General features: G+C 48.8%; 17 protein-coding genes. 11 read left to right on the plus strand and 6 right to left on the minus strand.

What is annotated here, in order from left to right; genetic code table 11:
- Positions 1-6: 6 nt before the first annotated feature.
- Positions 7-264 carry a hypothetical protein gene (locus H6F90_RS12310; RefSeq protein ID WP_190552763.1) on the minus strand — a complete coding sequence of 86 codons (258 nt, stop codon included), beginning with the start codon at positions 262-264 and terminating at the stop codon, positions 7-9.
- A gap of 373 nt (positions 265-637) precedes the next feature.
- Between H6F90_RS12310 and H6F90_RS12315 the strand changes: the two genes are divergently transcribed.
- The 5 genes from H6F90_RS12315 to H6F90_RS12335 all read left to right on the plus strand — a co-directional run bounded on the left by H6F90_RS12315 (position 638) and on the right by H6F90_RS12335 (position 5,916).
- Positions 638-787 (plus strand): hypothetical protein, encoded by a 150-nt coding sequence (locus tag H6F90_RS12315; RefSeq protein WP_190552764.1) that lies wholly within the window; start codon positions 638-640, stop codon positions 785-787.
- Between the two features lie 196 nt (positions 788-983).
- On the plus strand, positions 984-1,226 hold the full coding sequence (locus tag H6F90_RS12320; RefSeq protein WP_190552765.1) for a hypothetical protein: 243 nt from the start codon (positions 984-986) through the stop codon (positions 1,224-1,226).
- 64 nt (positions 1,227-1,290) lie between these two features.
- On the plus strand, positions 1,291-4,482 hold the full coding sequence (locus tag H6F90_RS12325; protein WP_199295882.1) for a bifunctional DNA primase/polymerase: 3,192 nt from the start codon (positions 1,291-1,293) through the stop codon (positions 4,480-4,482).
- 178 nt (positions 4,483-4,660) lie between these two features.
- Complete coding sequence (locus H6F90_RS12330; protein WP_190552766.1) at positions 4,661-5,491, plus strand: hypothetical protein; 831 nt, start codon at positions 4,661-4,663, stop codon at positions 5,489-5,491.
- The gene (locus H6F90_RS12335) at positions 5,491-5,916 is read left to right on the plus strand and encodes a hypothetical protein (RefSeq protein WP_190552767.1); all 426 of its coding nucleotides are present in this window, start codon (positions 5,491-5,493) and stop codon (positions 5,914-5,916) included. Before H6F90_RS12330 ends, H6F90_RS12335 begins: the two co-directional genes overlap by 1 nt.
- Positions 5,917-6,931: 1,015 nt before the next feature.
- Here the strand turns inward: H6F90_RS12335 and H6F90_RS12340 are convergent.
- A complete protein-coding gene (locus H6F90_RS12340) occupies positions 6,932-7,717 on the minus strand; it encodes a ParB N-terminal domain-containing protein (protein WP_190552768.1) in 786 nt (261 codons plus the stop codon).
- Positions 7,711-8,349: a ParA family partition ATPase gene (gene parA / locus H6F90_RS12345; protein ID WP_190552769.1), complete on the minus strand. Its 639-nt coding sequence runs from the start codon at positions 8,347-8,349 to the stop codon at positions 7,711-7,713. Before parA ends, H6F90_RS12340 begins: the two co-directional genes overlap by 7 nt.
- 329 nt (positions 8,350-8,678) lie before the next feature.
- Here parA and H6F90_RS12350 point away from each other — a divergent pair, with 329 nt between their 5' ends.
- The 3 genes from H6F90_RS12350 to H6F90_RS12360 are packed head-to-tail and all read left to right on the plus strand — an operon-like array spanning position 8,679 to position 10,469.
- Positions 8,679-9,422, plus strand: a complete 744-nt coding sequence (locus tag H6F90_RS12350; protein ID WP_190552770.1) for a hypothetical protein — start codon at positions 8,679-8,681, stop codon at positions 9,420-9,422.
- A complete protein-coding gene (locus H6F90_RS12355; RefSeq protein WP_190552771.1) occupies positions 9,409-9,804 on the plus strand; it encodes a hypothetical protein in 396 nt (131 codons plus the stop codon). Before H6F90_RS12350 ends, H6F90_RS12355 begins: the two co-directional genes overlap by 14 nt.
- Positions 9,804-10,469 (plus strand): HNH endonuclease, encoded by a 666-nt coding sequence (locus H6F90_RS12360; RefSeq protein WP_190552772.1) that lies wholly within the window; start codon positions 9,804-9,806, stop codon positions 10,467-10,469. The genes H6F90_RS12355 and H6F90_RS12360 overlap by 1 nt, the downstream gene beginning before the upstream one ends.
- Positions 10,470-11,064: 595 nt before the next feature.
- Here H6F90_RS12360 and H6F90_RS12365 read toward each other — a convergent pair.
- Positions 11,065-13,854, minus strand: coding sequence for a WD40 repeat domain-containing protein (locus tag H6F90_RS12365; RefSeq protein WP_190552773.1), 2,790 nt, complete (start codon positions 13,852-13,854; stop codon positions 11,065-11,067).
- Positions 13,855-13,884: 30 nt separating this feature from the next.
- The gene (locus H6F90_RS12370) at positions 13,885-14,277 is read right to left on the minus strand and encodes a hypothetical protein (protein ID WP_190552774.1); all 393 of its coding nucleotides are present in this window, start codon (positions 14,275-14,277) and stop codon (positions 13,885-13,887) included.
- 504 nt (positions 14,278-14,781) lie between these two features.
- On the opposite strand from H6F90_RS12370, the gene H6F90_RS12375 reads away from it, so the two are divergent.
- Together H6F90_RS12375 and H6F90_RS12380 are read left to right on the plus strand one after the other, a co-directional pair.
- Positions 14,782-15,348: a tyrosine-type recombinase/integrase gene (locus H6F90_RS12375; RefSeq protein WP_190552775.1), complete on the plus strand. Its 567-nt coding sequence runs from the start codon at positions 14,782-14,784 to the stop codon at positions 15,346-15,348.
- A gap of 229 nt (positions 15,349-15,577) precedes the next feature.
- Complete coding sequence (locus tag H6F90_RS12380) at positions 15,578-18,145, plus strand: ATP-binding protein (RefSeq protein WP_190552776.1); 2,568 nt, start codon at positions 15,578-15,580, stop codon at positions 18,143-18,145.
- Between the two features lie 31 nt (positions 18,146-18,176).
- Here the strand turns inward: H6F90_RS12380 and H6F90_RS12385 are convergent, their stop codons facing one another.
- Positions 18,177-18,464, minus strand: coding sequence for a hypothetical protein (locus tag H6F90_RS12385; protein ID WP_190552777.1), 288 nt, complete (start codon positions 18,462-18,464; stop codon positions 18,177-18,179).
- A gap of 383 nt (positions 18,465-18,847) precedes the next feature.
- On the opposite strand from H6F90_RS12385, the gene H6F90_RS12390 reads away from it, so the two are divergent.
- Positions 18,848-19,047, plus strand: a 200-nt coding sequence (locus H6F90_RS12390; RefSeq protein ID WP_190552778.1) for a response regulator, incomplete at its 3' end; no start/stop codon positions are given.

Raw genomic sequence — 19,047 nt, forward strand, 5'->3', positions numbered from 1 at the left:
CGATGCTCATTTCGCTTTGCGTCGCTGCGACCGAAGCGGCTCCAAAGCAGCAGCAACTTCAGTAGGAGTTTCATGGATTTGGCGACCAGGGCTATCCTCATCAAGCTCGATGAAAAAGTACCATTCTGGCAGCGGTCCCCAAGAGACTCCAAAGATTGTGCCCGTGTCGCCTGTTTCCTTAATTTTTACCCGCTGAAAAAGCTTAAAAGCAGGCAGGGGCAAGCGCTTGGGAACGGGAATAGCGTGCGTGGCTTGACTTGGCATATATGGACTCTAGCTCAGTGTTTTCATGCTATCATGAATTCATGAATATCTGAAAAACTTTAAGGCGGGAAATCACGAATGCTGTGCGAAAATAGGCCAAAGTTCTTAGAGTTGAATCCCGTGGTTACAAATAGGCGCAGTGATCCAAGCTACTCACAGGTAAGCGGATATATCCCGAAGGAGTTAGCTCTAAAATTCCGAGTGAAGTGCACAACAAAAGAAATCAGCCAAAGCGAAGGGCTGGAAGAAGCTCTAATCCAATGGCTCAATCTAGAGGAAAAGGAGTGATGGAGTAAAAATATTTTTTGTAGCAGTGCGTTAAGCACGTAAGAAGCAAGTACACTTTCCCTCATGGTTGAAAAAGGAGCCTGCTATGTTCTGCGTTAAACCGCTCACAGCCAAGTTCAATGAGAAGGATATTCAGCAAATTAAAGCTTTGGCTGATGTCCAACAATTAAAGCCTTCCACCCTCATTCGGAAGGCAGTTCGACAATTTATCGAACAAAATGCTTCGGCTGCTTAAATGCAGAAACGGCCTAGCTTAAAGTTTTCGACAACCTGCTAGACCGCTCCAATCTCTATTTAACGGCAAAAGATTGCTTGCAACAATCCCAGCCTAACAGCACAATCGCCAATCAAAGGAGATTACACCACTATCATGCTATCCGACTTTTTGAAAAAAGTAAACCGCATCCTCGGCGAAGTAGAGGGATGCGGCAATGGGTAAAAATTCTCGACTAAGAAAAGAACGCCAACAAGAGCGGCGTTTGACCCCTGACGAATACATTCAGCAGGGAGTCCAGCAGTGGCGCGATGATCGATCGCTAATTCTTGCCGATGTAATGGCACTAGCTCAGGCAGATGCCGAGTGTCCTGAGCTGGGGATCGCTTTTGGGCGGCGCTGGACACCGCAGGAAATTCAGACCGTTACCGCAGAGGTAGAGCGGCGTTTCCTCCAGTAACCCAAACAAAAATCGCCTCCCAGTTACTAGCTAGGAGGCAACTTGAAAAAACTTAGTTAACTCAATGATGACAATAAATCGGGCAGAACGCAAGCCCACGAATTTGCGTATTCATGTTGCTGCTCAGCAACTCATTGATGCATTAAAAACTATTCCCAGCCATTGGGCGCTCACGCCACTTCAAGACAAGAGCCCCAAGCGCCGAGGGTGGCAGACTGAGCCTTCTATTCCTAGATCTGAGCTTACTAAGCTACTACAGGATGAGTACTGGACAGGATACGGGCTCCGCACAGGCGCGGTGTCGGGCGGGGTTGTCGCAATCGACGTAGACGGCCTTACGACAGAACCACTATTACAGCAGCTAAGCGGTGGAGAACTGCCAGAAACGGTTGCTTGGACTAGCGGTAAACCAGGCAAGCGGCAACTCCTTTATCAGATACCTACAGAAGTTCAAGAGCAGTTGCTAGATTTCAATCGCTCTGTTCTCAATGAGTGGCAGGGATACAACTGCGAATCAGGAGAAATTTTAGAGTTCCGTTATAACCGCTGCCAATCAGCACTTCCGCCGTCTAGACACCCTGAGACAGGCTCCTACAAGTGGATCAATTCTCCTACTGAAGTTGAAGTGGCGACTGCCCCTCAATGGCTCTGTGACTTGCTCTTGCAACTCGCAAATAGAGAGCAGATAGCAGAACAAGAAAGGCAGCAGAACCGAATCGAGAGCGATCCTACAGGCGATGCTTACGATATTCGCAACTTTGCCCAGTACCTGGACGGTTACAATCCAGATGGACGGCGACGGGGATGGGCTACCTGCAAATGTCCAGCCCATAACGGCACTTCCGATGATTCGCTCCACATCGAACACGGAACAGGCGCTTACAAATGCCATGCCGATTGCAACTCCAAAACAATCTACTCAGCGGCTCTGGAGCTAGCAATTGCTCGTGGACATCAAGTACCAAAGGATGGGCAGCGACAGAGCCGTGGAGACTGGCTTCATAGCATTCGTAAGCAAATTGCTAAGGCAGCTAAATCTTGCTACCGCTTCGACCGCACAGGCACTGTTAAACTAGAACCAGAGGTACAACCGGACCCTGTAATCGAGTACGAGAAGGGCGATCGCCTCAAGGTTTGGGCAGATGCTATCAAACAAGGATATAAGTACATCCTTGAGCAAAGTGGTACTGGTACTCAAAAAAGCTATGACAGTGGGCGCGTTGAGCCTGAAATGGTTGGCGCGAAGCAAATTTTCTACATCAGTGAGCAGCACCGCAACCCAACGGTTGACACGCTAAAAAGTTCGAACGGATGGGCTGATCTAGAAACGAAACATAATGGACTAACTCGCGAATTCAGACCTAACGGAGAAACACGACTCAAGCGTACTGTGAAAGGTGAATCTCACACTATTCCTCCCAATTGCAGCCGCACCGGGATCATCGGCACTCTGCGAGACAAGAACGTAGACGGAGCCGATAGCGCCGCTGTTATCTGTGGCACTTGCCCTCTTAGGGAGGCTTGTAGCAATTCAAAAGGGCCAGGGTGGGGACATCTCTATGAACGACGAAACGAACTGCCCTCACCGAAGCTGCGCCTTCATCCAGATAGTCTTCCTAGTCCATATGATTTTGATTGTTCAGAAATTGTAAGTCTTTGGGATGAGAAGGGGCAGCATCGAATTACTCGAAGCATTACTGTCTCACTAGCAGACTTGCGGCAGACTTTTGGGGAAATAGCGATGAGAGCACCTAGCACCTTTAAGCAGCTAGAGACGCTGTTTGAGGGACTACGCTCCTTATTAGATGGCTCAACTAAAATTGGACTTTATGGGCTGAGTCACGCAGCTGTAATGGCCCTTTTACCGAGTGAAGTCACAGCAGATATTGCTGCGGTAGAGAGACTGCTTCAGCCCGATTTGAACTTCCTGAATACCACAGCCCAGCATGGAGTTGATTTGGCAGACCTCCCAAGCCATCTAAGAAAGAAATTTAGCGATCGCGATCCTGAAGCAACAGAAAAGGCAGCAGAGAGCATAGTTAAGCAGTGGCTTCCAGATCTATTGCGATCGCTCGGAAACGAAGGCTGGGGAGCATTGAACCTGAGCCATGAGGGACTGAAGATTACCCTACTGGATACCCGTTCTGCCGACATTGCCAAGGAAGCCAAAGCAAACATTTTTCTGGACGCAACACTCAAACGTGAGAAATTAGCACTCATGCTAGGAATATCACCAGAAGAGATCCTAGTAATTCGCCAGAAGCAATCTGATCACCACAACTTAGACATCCTTCAGGTAGCTTCCCTCGGTAGACTCGGTATGAATCGAGGGAACGATCAACAGCAACGGGTTGATGCCATTATTGCTCACTATAAAGCGCAAGACGCAACAACCAAGGTAATCGATTTCAAGCGGTTTACAAGAGAAGGCGAAGGGTCTTGGTGGGTTGATTCTCGCGGCTCAAATGATTTTCAACAGGTGAAAACCTTGATTCTTGGGGGTATCCCTTGCAGAAATCTGGGTGAGTTGGAGGCAGAGTTTACCGTTTTACATGGGCGAGCCCCCAAGGGAGGAACTGAGGCAATTAGGCGGGCAATGAGATGCAAGAACTCATTGCCTAGCGGAGTGCAACCTTACTTTGAATCAGAAGAATCGGCAGACCCAGAATTTAGGGAATTTGTCAGGCAAGCAATCCTGGCTGATATTAAGCAAGCGATTGGGCGGCTTAGAGCACATCTAAGGCCCGATGAACAGCTACGAGTCATCATCTTGGGTGACTTTGCCCTAGACATCCCCGTGACTCTAATAAAAGCCAGTGATATTACTCCTGAAGCTGCTACTAAAGAAGAGCGGACGATAACCGCTATTAAGCGAGCTGTCGCTACCTTAAAGGAGCAAGGCAAGAAGATCACTCAGCAGGCGATCGCTGAACTTGTAGGAGTTACTCAGGGTTACATTTCGCGCTTTCGAGAATTATTACAAACGCTATTAAACCCTAATAGCAAAAGTAATAATTCTGAAGCTCCTCCACCTACTGCTGAAATGGCTGTTGTTACAGATGAGGCGATCGCGGCAAGCAGTGATTACAAGCAGGTGTTGGAGACCATTGACGAGGTATTCTACGAGTGGCTCAACCCAGCCCAGTGGGGGCAATTCTGGCAGCAGTTGAGGGCAGACACTCAAATAAGAATACTTGAGGTACTCTCGCTGAGTCTTAGCCCTTCGGAGATGAGATTACTTCTACCAAGCACATAAATAAAAAGCTTTGGAAGCTGTTTCAGTGTTTATCATTTGCAATGTGTTTAGTCCATAAGATTCCTTAAGAATAAGGGAAGTGTCTCGGGGCAATAGTCTCGGTTGTGCATAACAAAACAACCGAGATTCCTTCCATTACCGAGGGTACCTGAGATCCGAAAACTTAACCTAGGAAAAAATGGAAACCAACTTCCAATCTCAAGAGCAACCCCAAGATCATGACCTCTCTCAGCAGGTAGACAGTTTTCAGAAGGAATTGACGATCGCTCAACAGCGGCGAGCTGATCTAGAAGCCCAACTCTCCGTAGCTAACACTGCTTTAGGCCAGCTCCAGCAGGAAAATCAGCTTCTCACCGCTGGCGGCTTGGATGAAGCTCGGCAGCAGTATGAAACTCGCGCTAAGGATTTAGAGCAGGGGTTTCTTCGCCGTGAATTTAATCGAGAACTTGATCAGTCAGGTTTCAGCCCAGATCCTGATCATCGCGATTTCCTCTGGCACCGGGCTTCTCAGCGTCTCGCTTTCAAGGGCGATGAGCCAGTAGTGATCGATGCCCAGGGGCAGCTGGAATACACCGCTGGCAATGCTGGTGTACGCCCAATGGGTATTCCAGATTTGATTACCCAGTTCCGCTCCAGCGAGTCCACGAAGATTTTCTTCACCGGTAGCTCCAATGCTGGGCCTGTCGTAGAAGATGGCGCTCGATGGATTACTACCCAGCAAGCCAACGATCGCGCCTTCCTTAGAAAGGAAGGTATTGATCTTGACGACTACCAATCAGGCCGGGTGAAAATTTTGCCTCCAGGTCAATCTGCTCCTACTTCAGCATCTGCTAAGCCTGCCTCCACTACCACTGTTCCGACTCAGCCCCAGGGACAGCAACAGGTGCCGCAGATTTCTCAAGCCACGCTCCATGATTTAAGCCAATTGCGGCAATGGTGCAACGTAAACAGTGTGCCTCTAGACCAGTTCAACAAGATGGTTTCCGCCGGAAAAATTCAGGTTGTGTGATGCTTGATCAACCTCTAATTACAACAGAGGAGCAAGCCAATGTTCTTGCTCCTTTTCTCACGGCAGCGCAAGCGATCGCTGAGATTAACCACCGCAGCGTAGAGGCCCCTCGACTGAAGCGCGATGCGAACAAGCTAATTGACCAACTGCAAAATGCCCCGGCGATCGCTTTTGGTGATTTATCGGAGCTTGAGCAGGCACGGCTGGAGCTGGTAGAGTCTTTATTCGAGAGTGTCACGGCGTGGATAGAATCGGCAAATTCCGTCACTTCTATCCATGAGGCCAGTGATTGCTTCAAATCGGCGCGATCGGCTCTTAAGCGAACGCATCGCCGACTAGTGGATTTTATTGACCAGCAAAAGGCTTACCAGAAAAAACAACAGCGCTGGGCTAAGCGGAGGACTAATGCCCCGGTGGAGCAATGAGGCTCGGCAGCGGCAAGCAGAGCTGATTAAAGGTTGGAAACCTTGGCGAAAATCTACAGGGCCCAAGACTTTGGCTGGCAAGGCTTCATCAGCGCGAAATAGCTGTATCCACCATCGCATCGCGCTTCATCAAATTACGCTGAGTAAGATCAGTGAAGCCTTAAGGCTTTTGAGCGAATAGTTCGTCGGTAGGGAATTCCAAGTTAAAACAAGTGTTGTGAGCTTGTTGAGGCGATCGCTGCTTGTGAATTAATGCTTGTTTTTGAAAATTGGTTCAGGTTTTTTCTTTGTACTTTTTAGTGGATTTTTGTGGGGTAAAGGGGCTGAACTGCAAGGGTTCAACCTCTTTTTTTGTTGCTCTAAAATCGTTGAAATCCCCTCTCCGAGCATGGTTCAGCAGGTGGTTCAGATGAGGTTCAGCGGTTCAGGACGTGACGGAAGCGAACCAGTTTGAACCGATTTTGAGGATTGCTGAACCGTCCCTGAACCGCCTCGAACCAAGACCTGAACCTTGCTCTAAACACCGAATTCTCATTTGCTAGCTCAAAGCACATGGAAGCAGAGCAACCCCCTTGTTCCCCTCCCACTTCCCAGATCGGCAGAAACAAGCAGATTTTGAGTGCAGGCAGTACTCCCTCGCCCCTCAGGTATGTCTCATCAAAGAAGGCTGAGAGATTCTTCAAGGCTTGATGCTGGGCTGCTCCACGCTATTCCGTAGTGTGGAAAAAATATCCGTATTACGGAATGGTACGGAAAGAATAGCCGTAATCTGCCATGTTGCGAAATCATGCGGAATTAGTGGCTAGACTTCCCTGGCAGAAGCCGAATCAAGTTGGCTGCGATGCAATGTTCTGGGTGATTGCTTGTCGTCCGATTCCGCGTAGTGGCGATTTGTGGTCACTTCTGTCATCACATTCCGTGACATGGCAATTTATGGTTATTTCCGTCGCGAAATGAAGTAGTCAGAAAACGTGAGGCAGTCTGCATAGGTAGAGCCTTAAAAAAAACTTCACTCCTACTCCTCAATAGCTGACTCAATTACCCTGATGATTTCTGGCAGCTTCTTCGCCAACTCCTTTTCTTTCCGGCTTTGTGGCTCTGTTTTCTGCCACTTTTCTAGTTTTGTTACAGCTTGCCTCAGTAACAAAAACCGGTCAGTTGTCCTATTTTCTGGTTTATCTTCGTTTAAGTAGCGCCTAACCGTTCTCAAACTTTTACCAACAATAATTTCCAAGGCAGGCCGTAATGCCTTTTTACCTTTTTCTGGCCTTCCTCTTGCATCCACATAACCTGCTGCTCGCAGCCGATCTGCTAACGTCTTGACTTCTAATGGGGTATAGTCACGGCGTTTTTCGTTCTCAGTTACTTCAATTTGCAATGCAAGCTCAGGGTCCTGCTCTGCATCAAACGGCATGATTCGTACTGGAATGCGATCGCCTGGAAACAGCTTCTGGTATTTATCTAAGGCTCCATTCTTGAGAGCTTCAATAGCTGCCCTACGGTGCCCACCAGCAAGCAACCTTCCTTCTGTGTCTACTACTAATGGCTCAATCAGCCCCACAACTGCTATGGATTCAGCTAGAGCATCCACATGTTTTTTGTCTAATGATCTGGTGTCTTTGTCTATTCGATCTTGAATTTGCTCTAGAGGTATTGTTGCCCCTTCTCGCTCAGGTGATGCTCTAGTCTGCTCATCTAATTGATTCTCTGGATCAACTCCTCCTCTTGTGACCCATGCATCAGCAGTAGGTGGTGGCGTGGTTGGTTTTTGGGCTATACGCTTCCGTTGCTGCTTCACCATGCTTTTGCTCCTAGAAGTTTTAAGATTTCTCGGCTAAGTGCTTTTATCTCGTTAGCAGCAGTACTATTGGGTGCCAATTCAAATACGGAGTAGCCAGCAGATGACTCAGCGAATGCAATCCTCTGACAAATAGCAGACTTGAGAATCGGAAACGGATAGCCAGCTAGCGCTGCTCCGATCTCCTGACCAATTGCTGTGTTCACAACCTTGCGGTTAATACAAAATAGTGCCTTAATCTCTGGCCTAAACTGTTGAGCTTCCTCTATCAATTGAACTGTTTCTGTTGCTGCCCACACATCGTATGAAGATGGTTGAACTGGAATGATCACAAGGTCCGATGCAAGGATTGCAGACCTTGCCAAAGCAGATACACGCGGTGGGCTATCAATGACGCAGTGGTCGTAATTCTCTAATAGTTCTGGTAGGTCGCGATGAAGTGTATTTCGTGCCATCCCGATTACAGGAAAGGGGGATGGTTCCTCTCTAGCTGCTGCCCAAGTGCTAGCACTTGCTTGTGGATCAGCATCAACGAGTAGAACACGTTTTTTCGAGAGGGCGATCGCGTGAGCGAGATTGACTGATAAGGTTGTCTTTCCTACACCCCCCTTCTGATTAGCAAGGGTCAAAATCATAACGACTTGTTTGAGCGACTATTTGAATAAGTGAATTTTACGTCCTACTGCTCAATGTATCGTTGTGTTCGCTGCAATAGTTGGATACTTATTGACTCCTTGCTCTAGACTCAAACGACCTTGGTAATTCGTTTAGTCTAGAAATCGCAAACTTGTGATGAGAATTTTCTTAAATGAAGGCTAAATGACGAGGAGTAAAAATCTCGTAAAGTGACTAGAACCAAGGTTATGGTATTGGCACTAGCTCTATGTACTCGTGTAGGCTTCATCAAGATGTGGGCATCTTAGTTTTGGCAAGCAGCTGGTCAAGTCCCAGGAACAATTGAGCAATGAATGATAGTAAGGAACTGTTTGACTACTGGCATGACAGAGTTCGTTTAAGAAACCAGAAGCTGATGGAAGCGCCTGGGCACCTTAAGACTCCTGAACTGCGTCATGAGTGCACCAATTATGATGAACTCCGTCAGGGGCGCGAAGTTCAACTACTAGGAGAGCCAGAACGCAGTAAAGTCATTGCAATCATTAAGTATGAATGCACCGCCCAGGCTCTACAGTATCGTGCTGGGTGCCTTCGCGATCGCGCCAATAAGCTAGAAGACGCTTGTAACGAGCTAGATCGTGAAAAGTCCCGGCTTCTGAAATTCGTCAAGGCATTACAGGAAAAGCTATTTGGTAAAGATAAAGAACTTGAGCAACTAAAAGCTCGAATTGCTCGGTTAGAGGCTGAGAATGAAACCTTACGAATGGAAGTTGAAAAAGCCGAAGCCTATGCAGAACTTCAGGTTGAGTTTGAGAAACTTCAAAAGCAATACGCTGTTATAGAAAAACGTAGAAAAGAACTTGCGAAAAATAACCAGAGCTTAGGGGGAAGAGTAGCTGGCGTGCAACGTGTGCGGCAAGCACGAGATGCAGCTCAGGCTCTTGCGAAAGAGCAAAAGCAGCAAATTACGACATTGACTAAGGAAAATCAACGACTTCGGAAGGGAAATGAAAAACTCCAAGCAGAACTAGAAAAACTTCAGAAACGAAATGATTTAGGTCGCACTGAAACCCAAGACAATGAAACACGCTGAATTAAAAGCGCAAGTCTATAAGCTAGCTGAGGTCAGCACAGTCCAGCAACTTAAAGCGAAGCATGAATCGCTCAAGGCTCTAGACATGCGCCGCAAAGTTTCTTGGCAGGAAGCCCTCGTTCTTGTCAAAACTCACCAAGATGAATTCCAGAATTGGTTAGCTAATCCTCCAGATGAGTATAAAGAATTATTTTCTGAAATTGACTCGACCTCGCAGGAATATAACCGGAAAGTAGCGGAGGCAAATCAAATAGCAGCAGAGCTTATCACTATTGCTAGCGACTTAGAAGAATTAGCAAAAGAGCACCAAGGCGAAGCCGATAGCTTAAAGCGAGAAGTCAGAGCTGCACGACGCACTTCAAAGCACGCTGAGTTGAACTGATGGATATTGATTTACTCCAAATTGAAAATGCTTTGCAAGACCTAGGGGGTACGGCTTCTTGCCTAGACATGGCCAACCTACTTCGTCAGCAATACACGGCTACCCAATACTCAGAAGTCGATTTAGCAGTTCGGTGCATTGTGTATTCCCATTGCCCTCAACATCCACAAGAATATTGCGGAAAACCCATCTTTGAAGCAGTGGATGCCTGGAACTACAAGTTCTGGAAACCAGCTAAACAATACAGCGATCGCTACGTTCAATCGCTCTATAGAAAAAAGCTAGTCGCGTCATGGGGATGCTGCATGGTAACAGGAGTTAAAGTACAGTGCAAAGCTTCCCATATCAAGCCTCGCCATCAATGCAAAGACCAGACTGAAAAAGCAAACGTGTTCAATGGCTTGTTTCTAAATCCGATACTTGACGCGCTATTTGATAAAGGTTTGATTAGCTTTGATGATAATGGTCAGATTTTATTTTCCTCAAAACTGGATGCAGATGAGATCCAAAGGTTAGGGCTGTCGCCAACGCTGAGATTGCGAACCATTCGTAGTGGTCACCGAGCCTATCTTCAATATCACCGGGCTCAAGTTTTCCTAGGTATTTCGGGAAGTACAGAACATACACCTCTTAAAAAATGCATTTATATAAAACCTGTTTGCTAGGATAACTGACACCGAAGGCAGCATCAGCTACGAGCTCTCTTAAACTGTAGTTTCTGGATTGAAAGAAATCACTACCTTGTTTATTTCACCTATTTATAGAAAAGTTTGAAATAACCCCAATCCACCTGTACTACAGCGAGCTGGACTAATTTTGGCCTAAAAAACGCAAAAACACCCGTACTACAAGCGTAATCCTGGGTGTTTTTAGAGCCTGAAGTCCTCATTCTATCAATGAGTAATTGCGTCCCCCGCAATTAAGATTTAGGGCGATCGCCCCATTCGTGTGCCGCCAGGGTATCAAAAAAGGACCCTTTTTTGATAGGGCTGATACTCAAAACTCCCACCCTGATTTAAGGTCGTTTCAGCCTCGTCAATTTATACTCCTTTTTTGATAGCCATTGATTGTTTAGTCCCACGTTCACCCAATAGTCAAAATATTACTTTGATAATCTTTGATAAGACTAGTTCCAGAACTCGCTGCTTTTTCTCCAATGAGTTCGCCAACGGTATCCGAATCGTTGCCGTACCCCGAAAAAGGGACAATTGCCTTTGAATCTTCACTAACGACTAGAATTTTCCTCTGCTCATATCAAGCCTACTTTTGGCTACCAATGCCATCACACAGGTGCCTGTCACTCTCGATGATTTTAGAATTGTAGGTTAAATAATTTCGAACCCAATTGCAACTGCGCCCAATTAAAGAGTCTACGTTGAAGTCTATTGCCCAGAGTTTAACCGTCTTGTCGGCACTGCCCGTGGCTAAGGTCTTGCCATTCGGGCTGAAGCTGACACTACCGACAGGCCCGGCATGTCCTTGAAGGGTACGGAGTGCTTTGCCGCTCTGCACATCCCAGAGTTTGACCGTGCCGTCGTAGTTGCCCGTGGCTAAGGTCTTGCCGTCCGGGCTGAAACTAACGCTATTGACAGAGTAAGCGTGCCCTTGAAAGGTACGGAGTGCTTTGCCGCTCTGCACATCCCAGAGTTTGACCGTGCCGTCGTAGCTGCCCGTGGCTAAGGTCTTGCCATTCGGGCTGAAGCTGACACTACCGACAGGCCCAGCATACCCTTGAAGGGTACGGAGTGCTTTGCTGCTCTGCACATCCCAGAGTTTGACCGTGCCGTCGTAGCTGCCCGTGGCCAAGGTCCTGCCATCCGGGCTGAAACTAACGCTCCTGACAGAGTAAGCGTGCCCTTGAAGGGTACGGAGTGCTTTGCCGCTCTGCACATCCCAGAGTTTGACCGTGTCGTTGTAGCTGCCCGTGGCTAAGGTCTTGCCATTCGGGCTGAAGCTGACACTACCGACAGGCCCAGCATACCCTTGAAAGGTACGGAGTGCTTTGCCGCTCTGCACATCCCAGAGTTTGACCGTCTTGTCGGCACTGCCCGTGGCCAAGGTCTTGCCATCTGGGCTGAAGCTGACGCTATAGACAACGTCCCCGTGCCCTTGAAAGGTACGGAGTGCTTTGCCGCTCTGCACATCCCACAGTCTGACCGTGTTGTCCCTACTGCCCGTGGCCAAGGTCTTGCCATCCCAGCTGAAGCTGACACTACCGACAGGCCCGGCATGCCCATCCAGACGGTTCCGTTCGCTTCCTTGATGAATGTTTTGCAATGCATGCATCACTTCTGGGTCAGTTGCACGTTGGCGTTTCAGGGTTTTTTTGGCCTTAATTAGCTGTACAAAAGCCTCCAACTCATTTCCTCCACTAAAGAGAGACTGAGAGTAGCGACCCAGAGAATTGGCTTGATTGAGTTCTGCCTCGTTGGTCTTATTCCACGCCATCCAACCCAAGCCACTGCTGATCACGACCGCCACCAAAGAGCCGACCGCAATCCCCCAGGCAGTTCTAGTTTCGCGTCTGCGCCGAGCTGCGGTTTCCTGTTCCTGACGTTCTTTTGCTTGCAAGCTCTGACGGATGAAGTTTCGTTCCGCGTCACTGAGGTCATCAAGGCGTTCTTTCAGTTTCTCTGCCCCCTCTGCCAAGGCTGCTCCACGTATTAAGGAGCCTTCATCCTCTTGCGTCTCCTGCCATTGCTGCATCGCTCCCCGCAGCCGTTCTTGCCAAGCGCGAAACATCCGGTCAGTCACCATCCAGCCCCGCAGTTCCCCCCAGTTGCGAATTAGGGCCTCATGCACCACTTCTACCGTCTCTACCTGGGCTGCGTCACTGCGACTGGTTACGACCAGGCGATCGTCCGCCAACTTTTTTACCAGCGCCCAATTGACCTCTCCCAATTCCGCCTTCGTCGCCAGCCGTCGCGTGTCTTCCGCCCCTTCCCCTGGGCGTACCAATTGGATGAATACTCGCCGCATTTGTTGCTGTTCTGCCGGACTGAGCTTGCGATAACTGGCATCCGCATGGCGGGCTAATGCTCCCTGTACTTCGCCAATGGCTGTATAAGCCACATGGGTTAACCGGGTCCCCTGTCGTCGCTGCCACAACTCTGTCAAGGCAAATTCCAGCAGGGGCAAATTTCCGGGCTCAGCCTCTACATCCATGAGGATGCGCTCTACGAGTCCCGCTTCAAACGCAACTCCCAATTTTTCGGCAGGCTGGGCAATCACGTCTGTCAGTTCTGCCCGATTCATTGGCCCCAGTTTCAAGTCAGCATTTTGCAAGACATCGGCAAAGGAGCGATAGGAGAGGGCATTACCCAAAAAATCCGCTCGCATGGTTAACACCAGCCGGGGGGTTCGGGCGATCTGCCCGACAGCGTTCAACGGGTCGCCCCTAGGAAATCCGGCAATTAATTGGTTGAGAAAATTTTGCCGGATTGCTTCCTCGGCACAGAGCGTATAGAGTTCTTCAAATTGGTCGGCAATGAGCAGAACACGATCGTTTGGGAAGTTATGTTGAATTTGGGCAAAAACGTCAGCTAGGGCAATTTCACCTTGGCGCAAGTATGTTGCCAACTGTCGCGTTTGGGCAATGCGTTCTGTCTCATTTAGATTCGTTGCGTAAAGGGGAACGAGCGCCATCGCTAGCCCATGAAACGGATCAGACCCTGGACGGAAATGGGTAAACTGCCAATGTCCTGTTTGTTGTAATTTCGGGACTAATCCCGCTAAGACCACTGAAGATTTACCGCTGCCCGATGCGCCTAATAGCGGGATGAAATTACGGGTCTGGGTCACTTGAACCAATGTCTCGACAAAACTTTCGCGCCCAAAGAAATACTCTGCATCCCCCGGACCAAAGTGAAACAAGCCCCGATACGGACAGGGGAGACTTGTATCCTCAGCATCCGCAGATTGAGCGGATACTACGGTTGTCTCTTCTCGGTAATAGTAATTGGTGATGTTAATCGTGGCATTACCCGTCGCGGAAGTGGCAGCATATTCCGCCTCGGTCACCTTCTGGTGAATCTCGCTTTGGTCAGACATGGCAGCACCCTGATTCAGGGAAGTACCCGCTTAACTATCTTTAGAGGTGCCATGCTCGGTGATGCCGCTGATCGAGGCATTCCCCGAACCTGAAGTGGCAGCATATTTGACATTACTAACGGTTTGGTTAATGATTTGCTGCCCACCCGGTTGTTCCTTCACCTGATTCAGTAATTCCTGCGCTGCCTTGAGAATTTCCTCATCTTCGTCAGCTCCCGCTTCCACTAGATTCTTTTTCAGTGGTGCCGCATAAGTTTCCGGGTCCTTCTCATGCTCCTCCAGCATCGCCTCTGCCACTGGCTTACCAGCGAACTTCTTCTGAATGAGGGCTTTCAACCCTTTGTAGGCATCTGGAGCAGCATCGCCGGCTGCTTTACCCGCGCCTGCAACCAGAGCAGCCAGAATGATTGTAATGGGGTCCATGACCTTCAACTCCTGAGATGTTTAGGCAGTCAAAACAAACAAGGAGCAAAGCTCTCCACCAAAGGCTGAGAAAACCAACAAAATTTCCTAGCCCCAATGCTTCGTCCCTCAGTTAATAGCATGGCAGATTTAATTATTGAGATCTGTGCCACGGACGTTGTAGCCTAAACCCTGCCTTATATAAAGAGATTCCTGATAAAAACACAACTTGAATTCAACATTCTTACAAATTATCTCTATCAGGCAGGACTGACCTACCGGTTTAGTCAACTTGCTCTCTTTTAAGCAGATCAAGGTGTCAATGACGCTGATAGGACCCAGGAATTAAGTAAAACTTATCGATTAACGACAGAATCAGGGTTCCAGCCATTTTGAGCAGGAAGCGATCGATAAGCCGGGATTAACTGTATCTCCCCGTTCAGACGTAACAACGGTGTGTCAATGCTTTGACCCTGTTACCCGAAGAAAATACAATTAGTTCAGGTAATTGTTGAGGCGGCTGAAGTGAAAGTAGACGGCCACGGTCAAGCCAAAGTTTTAATGCCCTCTGAGATTGAGAAGTTGTTTGAGGCAATGGAGGGCGATCGCGATCGTGCCCTCTTCGGCATCTGTCTCTACACAGGATGCCGCATCAGTGAAGCTTGCTCAATGCTGACAACAGATGCTTATGACACAGCCGGAGTCAGAATGAAGATGACGCTCCGCAAGGCCAACACGAAGGGGAAGCAGGAGACGCGCCAGATTCCCGTCAATCCAGTTCTCAAGAGCTACCTGGAAACGTATCGCACTGGGGCAAGTAAACAGTACCTCTTCCCCGGACGGCACGGGCGCGGGCACATCAATCCTAAGTCCGCCGATGAGATTCTGCGGGAGACGTGCGATCGCTTGGGTCTGGCGGGAGTCAGCACTCACAGTTTTAGAAGAACTGCTTTGACTCAAATGAGCAGTGCAGGGATACCGCTACGAGTCATTCAGGAGATATCGGGGCATCGCAGCTTGCAAGCCCTTCAACGGTATTTGGAAGTGTCGGAACTGCAACTGGAGGGGGCGATCGCGGCTTTGATGTTCTAAAGGCGGTTCCGCATTTCCTCCTTCGCATAGTAAAGGGAAAATGTTAGTTGCTAAGTTGTGCAATGGTTCTGTACTCTCCTTTATAAGGCCATACCTACCTCTATGAAGCAGTGGGACTTTTGATACTCAAAGGCGATCGCCAATTTGATTAGGCGTATTGGCTAGAATCTACAGTGATTTTCATGGCTCGTGATTAACCCATTCTGATTCACCTTCCTCCTGGGTCGTTATGACTGACCAACTGCCTCAAAAGCTTGTAATTACAGCCCTCCCGGCAAACGAAACTGAGCGGTTGGCAGCGTTGCATCGTTACAAGATTCTCGACACTCCCTCTGAAGCTGCATTCGATCGCATTACTACCTTGGCAGCACGACTGTTTGACCTGCCTATTGCCCTGGTTTCTCTAGTGGATGAGTCCAGAGCCTGGTTTAAGTCCTCCGTTGGCTTCGATGCTTGTGAAGTTCCACGTGATGCGACACTTTGTAACTTTGCCCTGCTAACGAACGAGCCTCTGATTATTCCTGATACCCGCAAAGACGAACGCTTTGCCTGTAATCCTTTTGTGCAAAGTGAGCCAGGCCTACGATTCTACGCAGGTGCCCCCCTCCTGACTTCAGACGGTCTTACCCTCGGCACGCTCTGTTTGCTCGACACTCAACCCCACGAGCCCTTGAGCCCAAAGCAACAAGCGACCTTGGTTGACCTGGCAGCAATGGTAGTCGATGAAATGGAATTGAGATTGGCCGCTCATCGGATGGCTCAGGTTGATGTAGCACTGCTAGAAATTACTCAAGCTGTGGCGACGGTCACAGGAGACACCTTTTTCTCGACTCTGGTGCAGCACCTTGCTAAAGCCTTAGACGCAGATTATGCCTACATCGGCTTGGTAGAGGAAGATGAGCCCAAAATGCTGAGAACGATCGCCACCTGCGCTCATGGTCAGCTCGTGGATAACCTGGAATACCCGCTGCAAGATACGCCCTGCTGGGAGGTCATTGAACAACGAAAAATTTGCTGCTACCCACGCAATGTGCAAGCTCAATTCCCCAACACCCCCCTACTGAAGCCACTTTCAGTTGAAAGCTATGTAGCGATTCCCTGCTTTGACTCCAGCGGCACACTTTTAGGGTTGTTAGGGGTCATGGATGGCAAGCCAATGGAGCAGGTGCAACTGGCAGAATCCTTGCTCACGATCTTTGCACTCCGAATTGCCACCGAACTAGAGCGTCAGCAGACGGAAGCTGAGCTACGGGAGGCTCATGTGCAATTGGAGTCTGCTTTGATGGCAGGAGCGATTTACACTTGGCGATGGAATATCCCCAAAAATCTTGTCAGCGGGAATCGAACCTTTGCTCACTTGTTTGGCTTTGACCCAACGGAGGCAGCGAAGGGTAAGCCGCTCGAACTAGTGGTGCAGGCGATACATGAAGAAGACCGCCCCCGAGTGGTTGCAGCGATTAATCAGGCCCTTGAAACGGGCGAAGAATACAGCACTGAGTACCGCGTCTACACAGCGGCGGGTGAGCAGCGCTGGCTAGCGGCACGAGGTCGGGTTGAGTATGCAGCTGATGGCAAACCACTGGCTTTTCCGGGAGCACTGGCAGACATCACTGAGCGCAAACGAATTCTGCAACAAGAACAAGCTGCCCGTGAAGAGGCTGAACAGGCGAATCGAATCAAAGATGAGTTTCTAGCGGTGCTGTCGCATGAGTTGAGATCGCCTCTCAACCCGATTTTGGGGTGGGCACGATTATTGCAAAACGGCAAACTCGATGCTACCCGGCAAGCCGAAGCCCTAGCCACGATCGAGCGCAATGCCAAGCTGCAATCGCAACTGATTGAAGATTTGCTCGACATCTCCCGCATCATGCAGGGCAAGCTGACTTTAATGGTCGCTCCCGTCAGTTTGGCGTTTGTAATTTCTGCAGCCCTTGAAACCGTGCAGTTGGCAGTAGATGCCAAGAATATTGCGGTCGTGCTTGACTTCGACCCGGACATCGCTCTCATCTGTGGCGATGCGGCCCGACTCCAGCAAGTCGTGTGGAACTTGCTGACGAATGCCGTTAAATTCACACCCAACGGTGGAAAGGTAACGGTTGAACTTAGACAAGTTGGTCAATTGGCTCAAATTCGTGTGAGGGATACAGGCATGGGTATCTCTTCCCAATTTCTCCCCTATGTGTTTGAGTACTTTCGCCAAGCAGATGGTTCCACCACGCGCAGATTTGGGGGTTTAGGTCTGGGTCTGGCGATCGTGCGGCAAATTGTGGAACTGCACGGCGGCACGGTTAGGGCAGAGAGCCGAGGTGAGAATCAAGGTGCAACCTTCATCGTGCAATTGCCTGTCACGCCGCGAACAGCGTCGATTGTCCCTCGGCTAAGCTGCACTCAAATAGAAACAAAAGCGCCTTTGAACAACATTCAGATTTTGCTGGTAGATGACGATACCGACACCCGTGAATTCCAGGCTTTTCTGCTAGAACAAAACGGGGCTAAGGTCACAGCAGTTGCCTCTGGGGTAGAAGCGTTGCAAGCCCTGGAGCAGTTCATTCCAGATGTCATTGTCAGTGATATTGGCATGCCGGAAATGAATGGTTATATGCTGATGCAGCAACTGAGAGCTTTACCCCCAAATCAGGGTGGTCAAACTCCGGCGATCGCCCTGACTGCCTATGCCGGAGAGTTGAACCACCAGCAAGCTCTGCAAGTAGGATTTCAACAGCATCTGGCCAAACCCATTGAACCGGATAAGCTCATTAAAGCAATTACGACTTTGGTTGGAAATAGAAACCAGTAGGAGGCATGGAGTTAATCTAACTCAATGCCTCCTACAAAAATGCTTGTAGCTTTTCTTCAGTAATCCAGCCTCGTGCAACTAAAACTTCGCTCAACTGCATACCTGTAATTTGTTGGTCACGCAGGGCAGTATCCCTTTGACTTGCTGTGATCAATTCTGCCTCTACTAGGCGTTTCATTAGTAAATTTTCAGGAGTATCCGGTTCAGATGGCAGATCCCCTCTGAGCGCTTCAGCCCCTCCGCTAGGAAAAACATACACAACTGTTTCTCCTGTCTTTCCTAAAACTTGAATTTCGTCATCATTCGTTTCGGGATTCATGATGTCCTCTGCGTTGAATGTCACGGTTGCTGACACTTACAGAAGTGCCATTTATAGGTAAGGAATATCACAACTTAAATTAAATGACACTGCGAATAGTACGGATTACAAATCCAGCCTAAAACGATAGAAGCTATCAGTGCTTTTTGACTTTGTATTTTCACAATTGAGCGACCGATTGGGGCGGCTAGAAATCAATACCTACAGTTTTAGATGAATTGCTTTGACTTAGGCGAGCAGTGATGGAACTCAGCGATCGTGCTTTCAGGGTTTGATCACTGAGCTATGTAAAGACTACATGTATGATGCGCAACATGTAAAAGCTCAGACGCTGTGATTCTAATTCCAGAGTTTAGCTCCACCCCGCACCCATAAGCACGAACATGATGGATGCTTCGATTTCTGAACTGAGCTCAGCGCTAAGAGTCTTGTTAGTTGAGGATGATGACTTTAATCGATTGCTACTGGATGACTACCTCACTCATCACGGCTACCAAGTGCTGGGTTTGGCAGAGGGCAGTAGCTTTTTCTCAACTCTGGCTCAGTTTCAGCCGCATGTTGTTTTGCTGGACTTGAAGTTACC

The sequence above is a fragment of the Trichocoleus sp. FACHB-591 genome (assembly GCF_014695845.1).
Taxonomy (GTDB): Bacteria; Cyanobacteriota; Cyanobacteriia; order FACHB-46; family FACHB-46; genus Trichocoleus.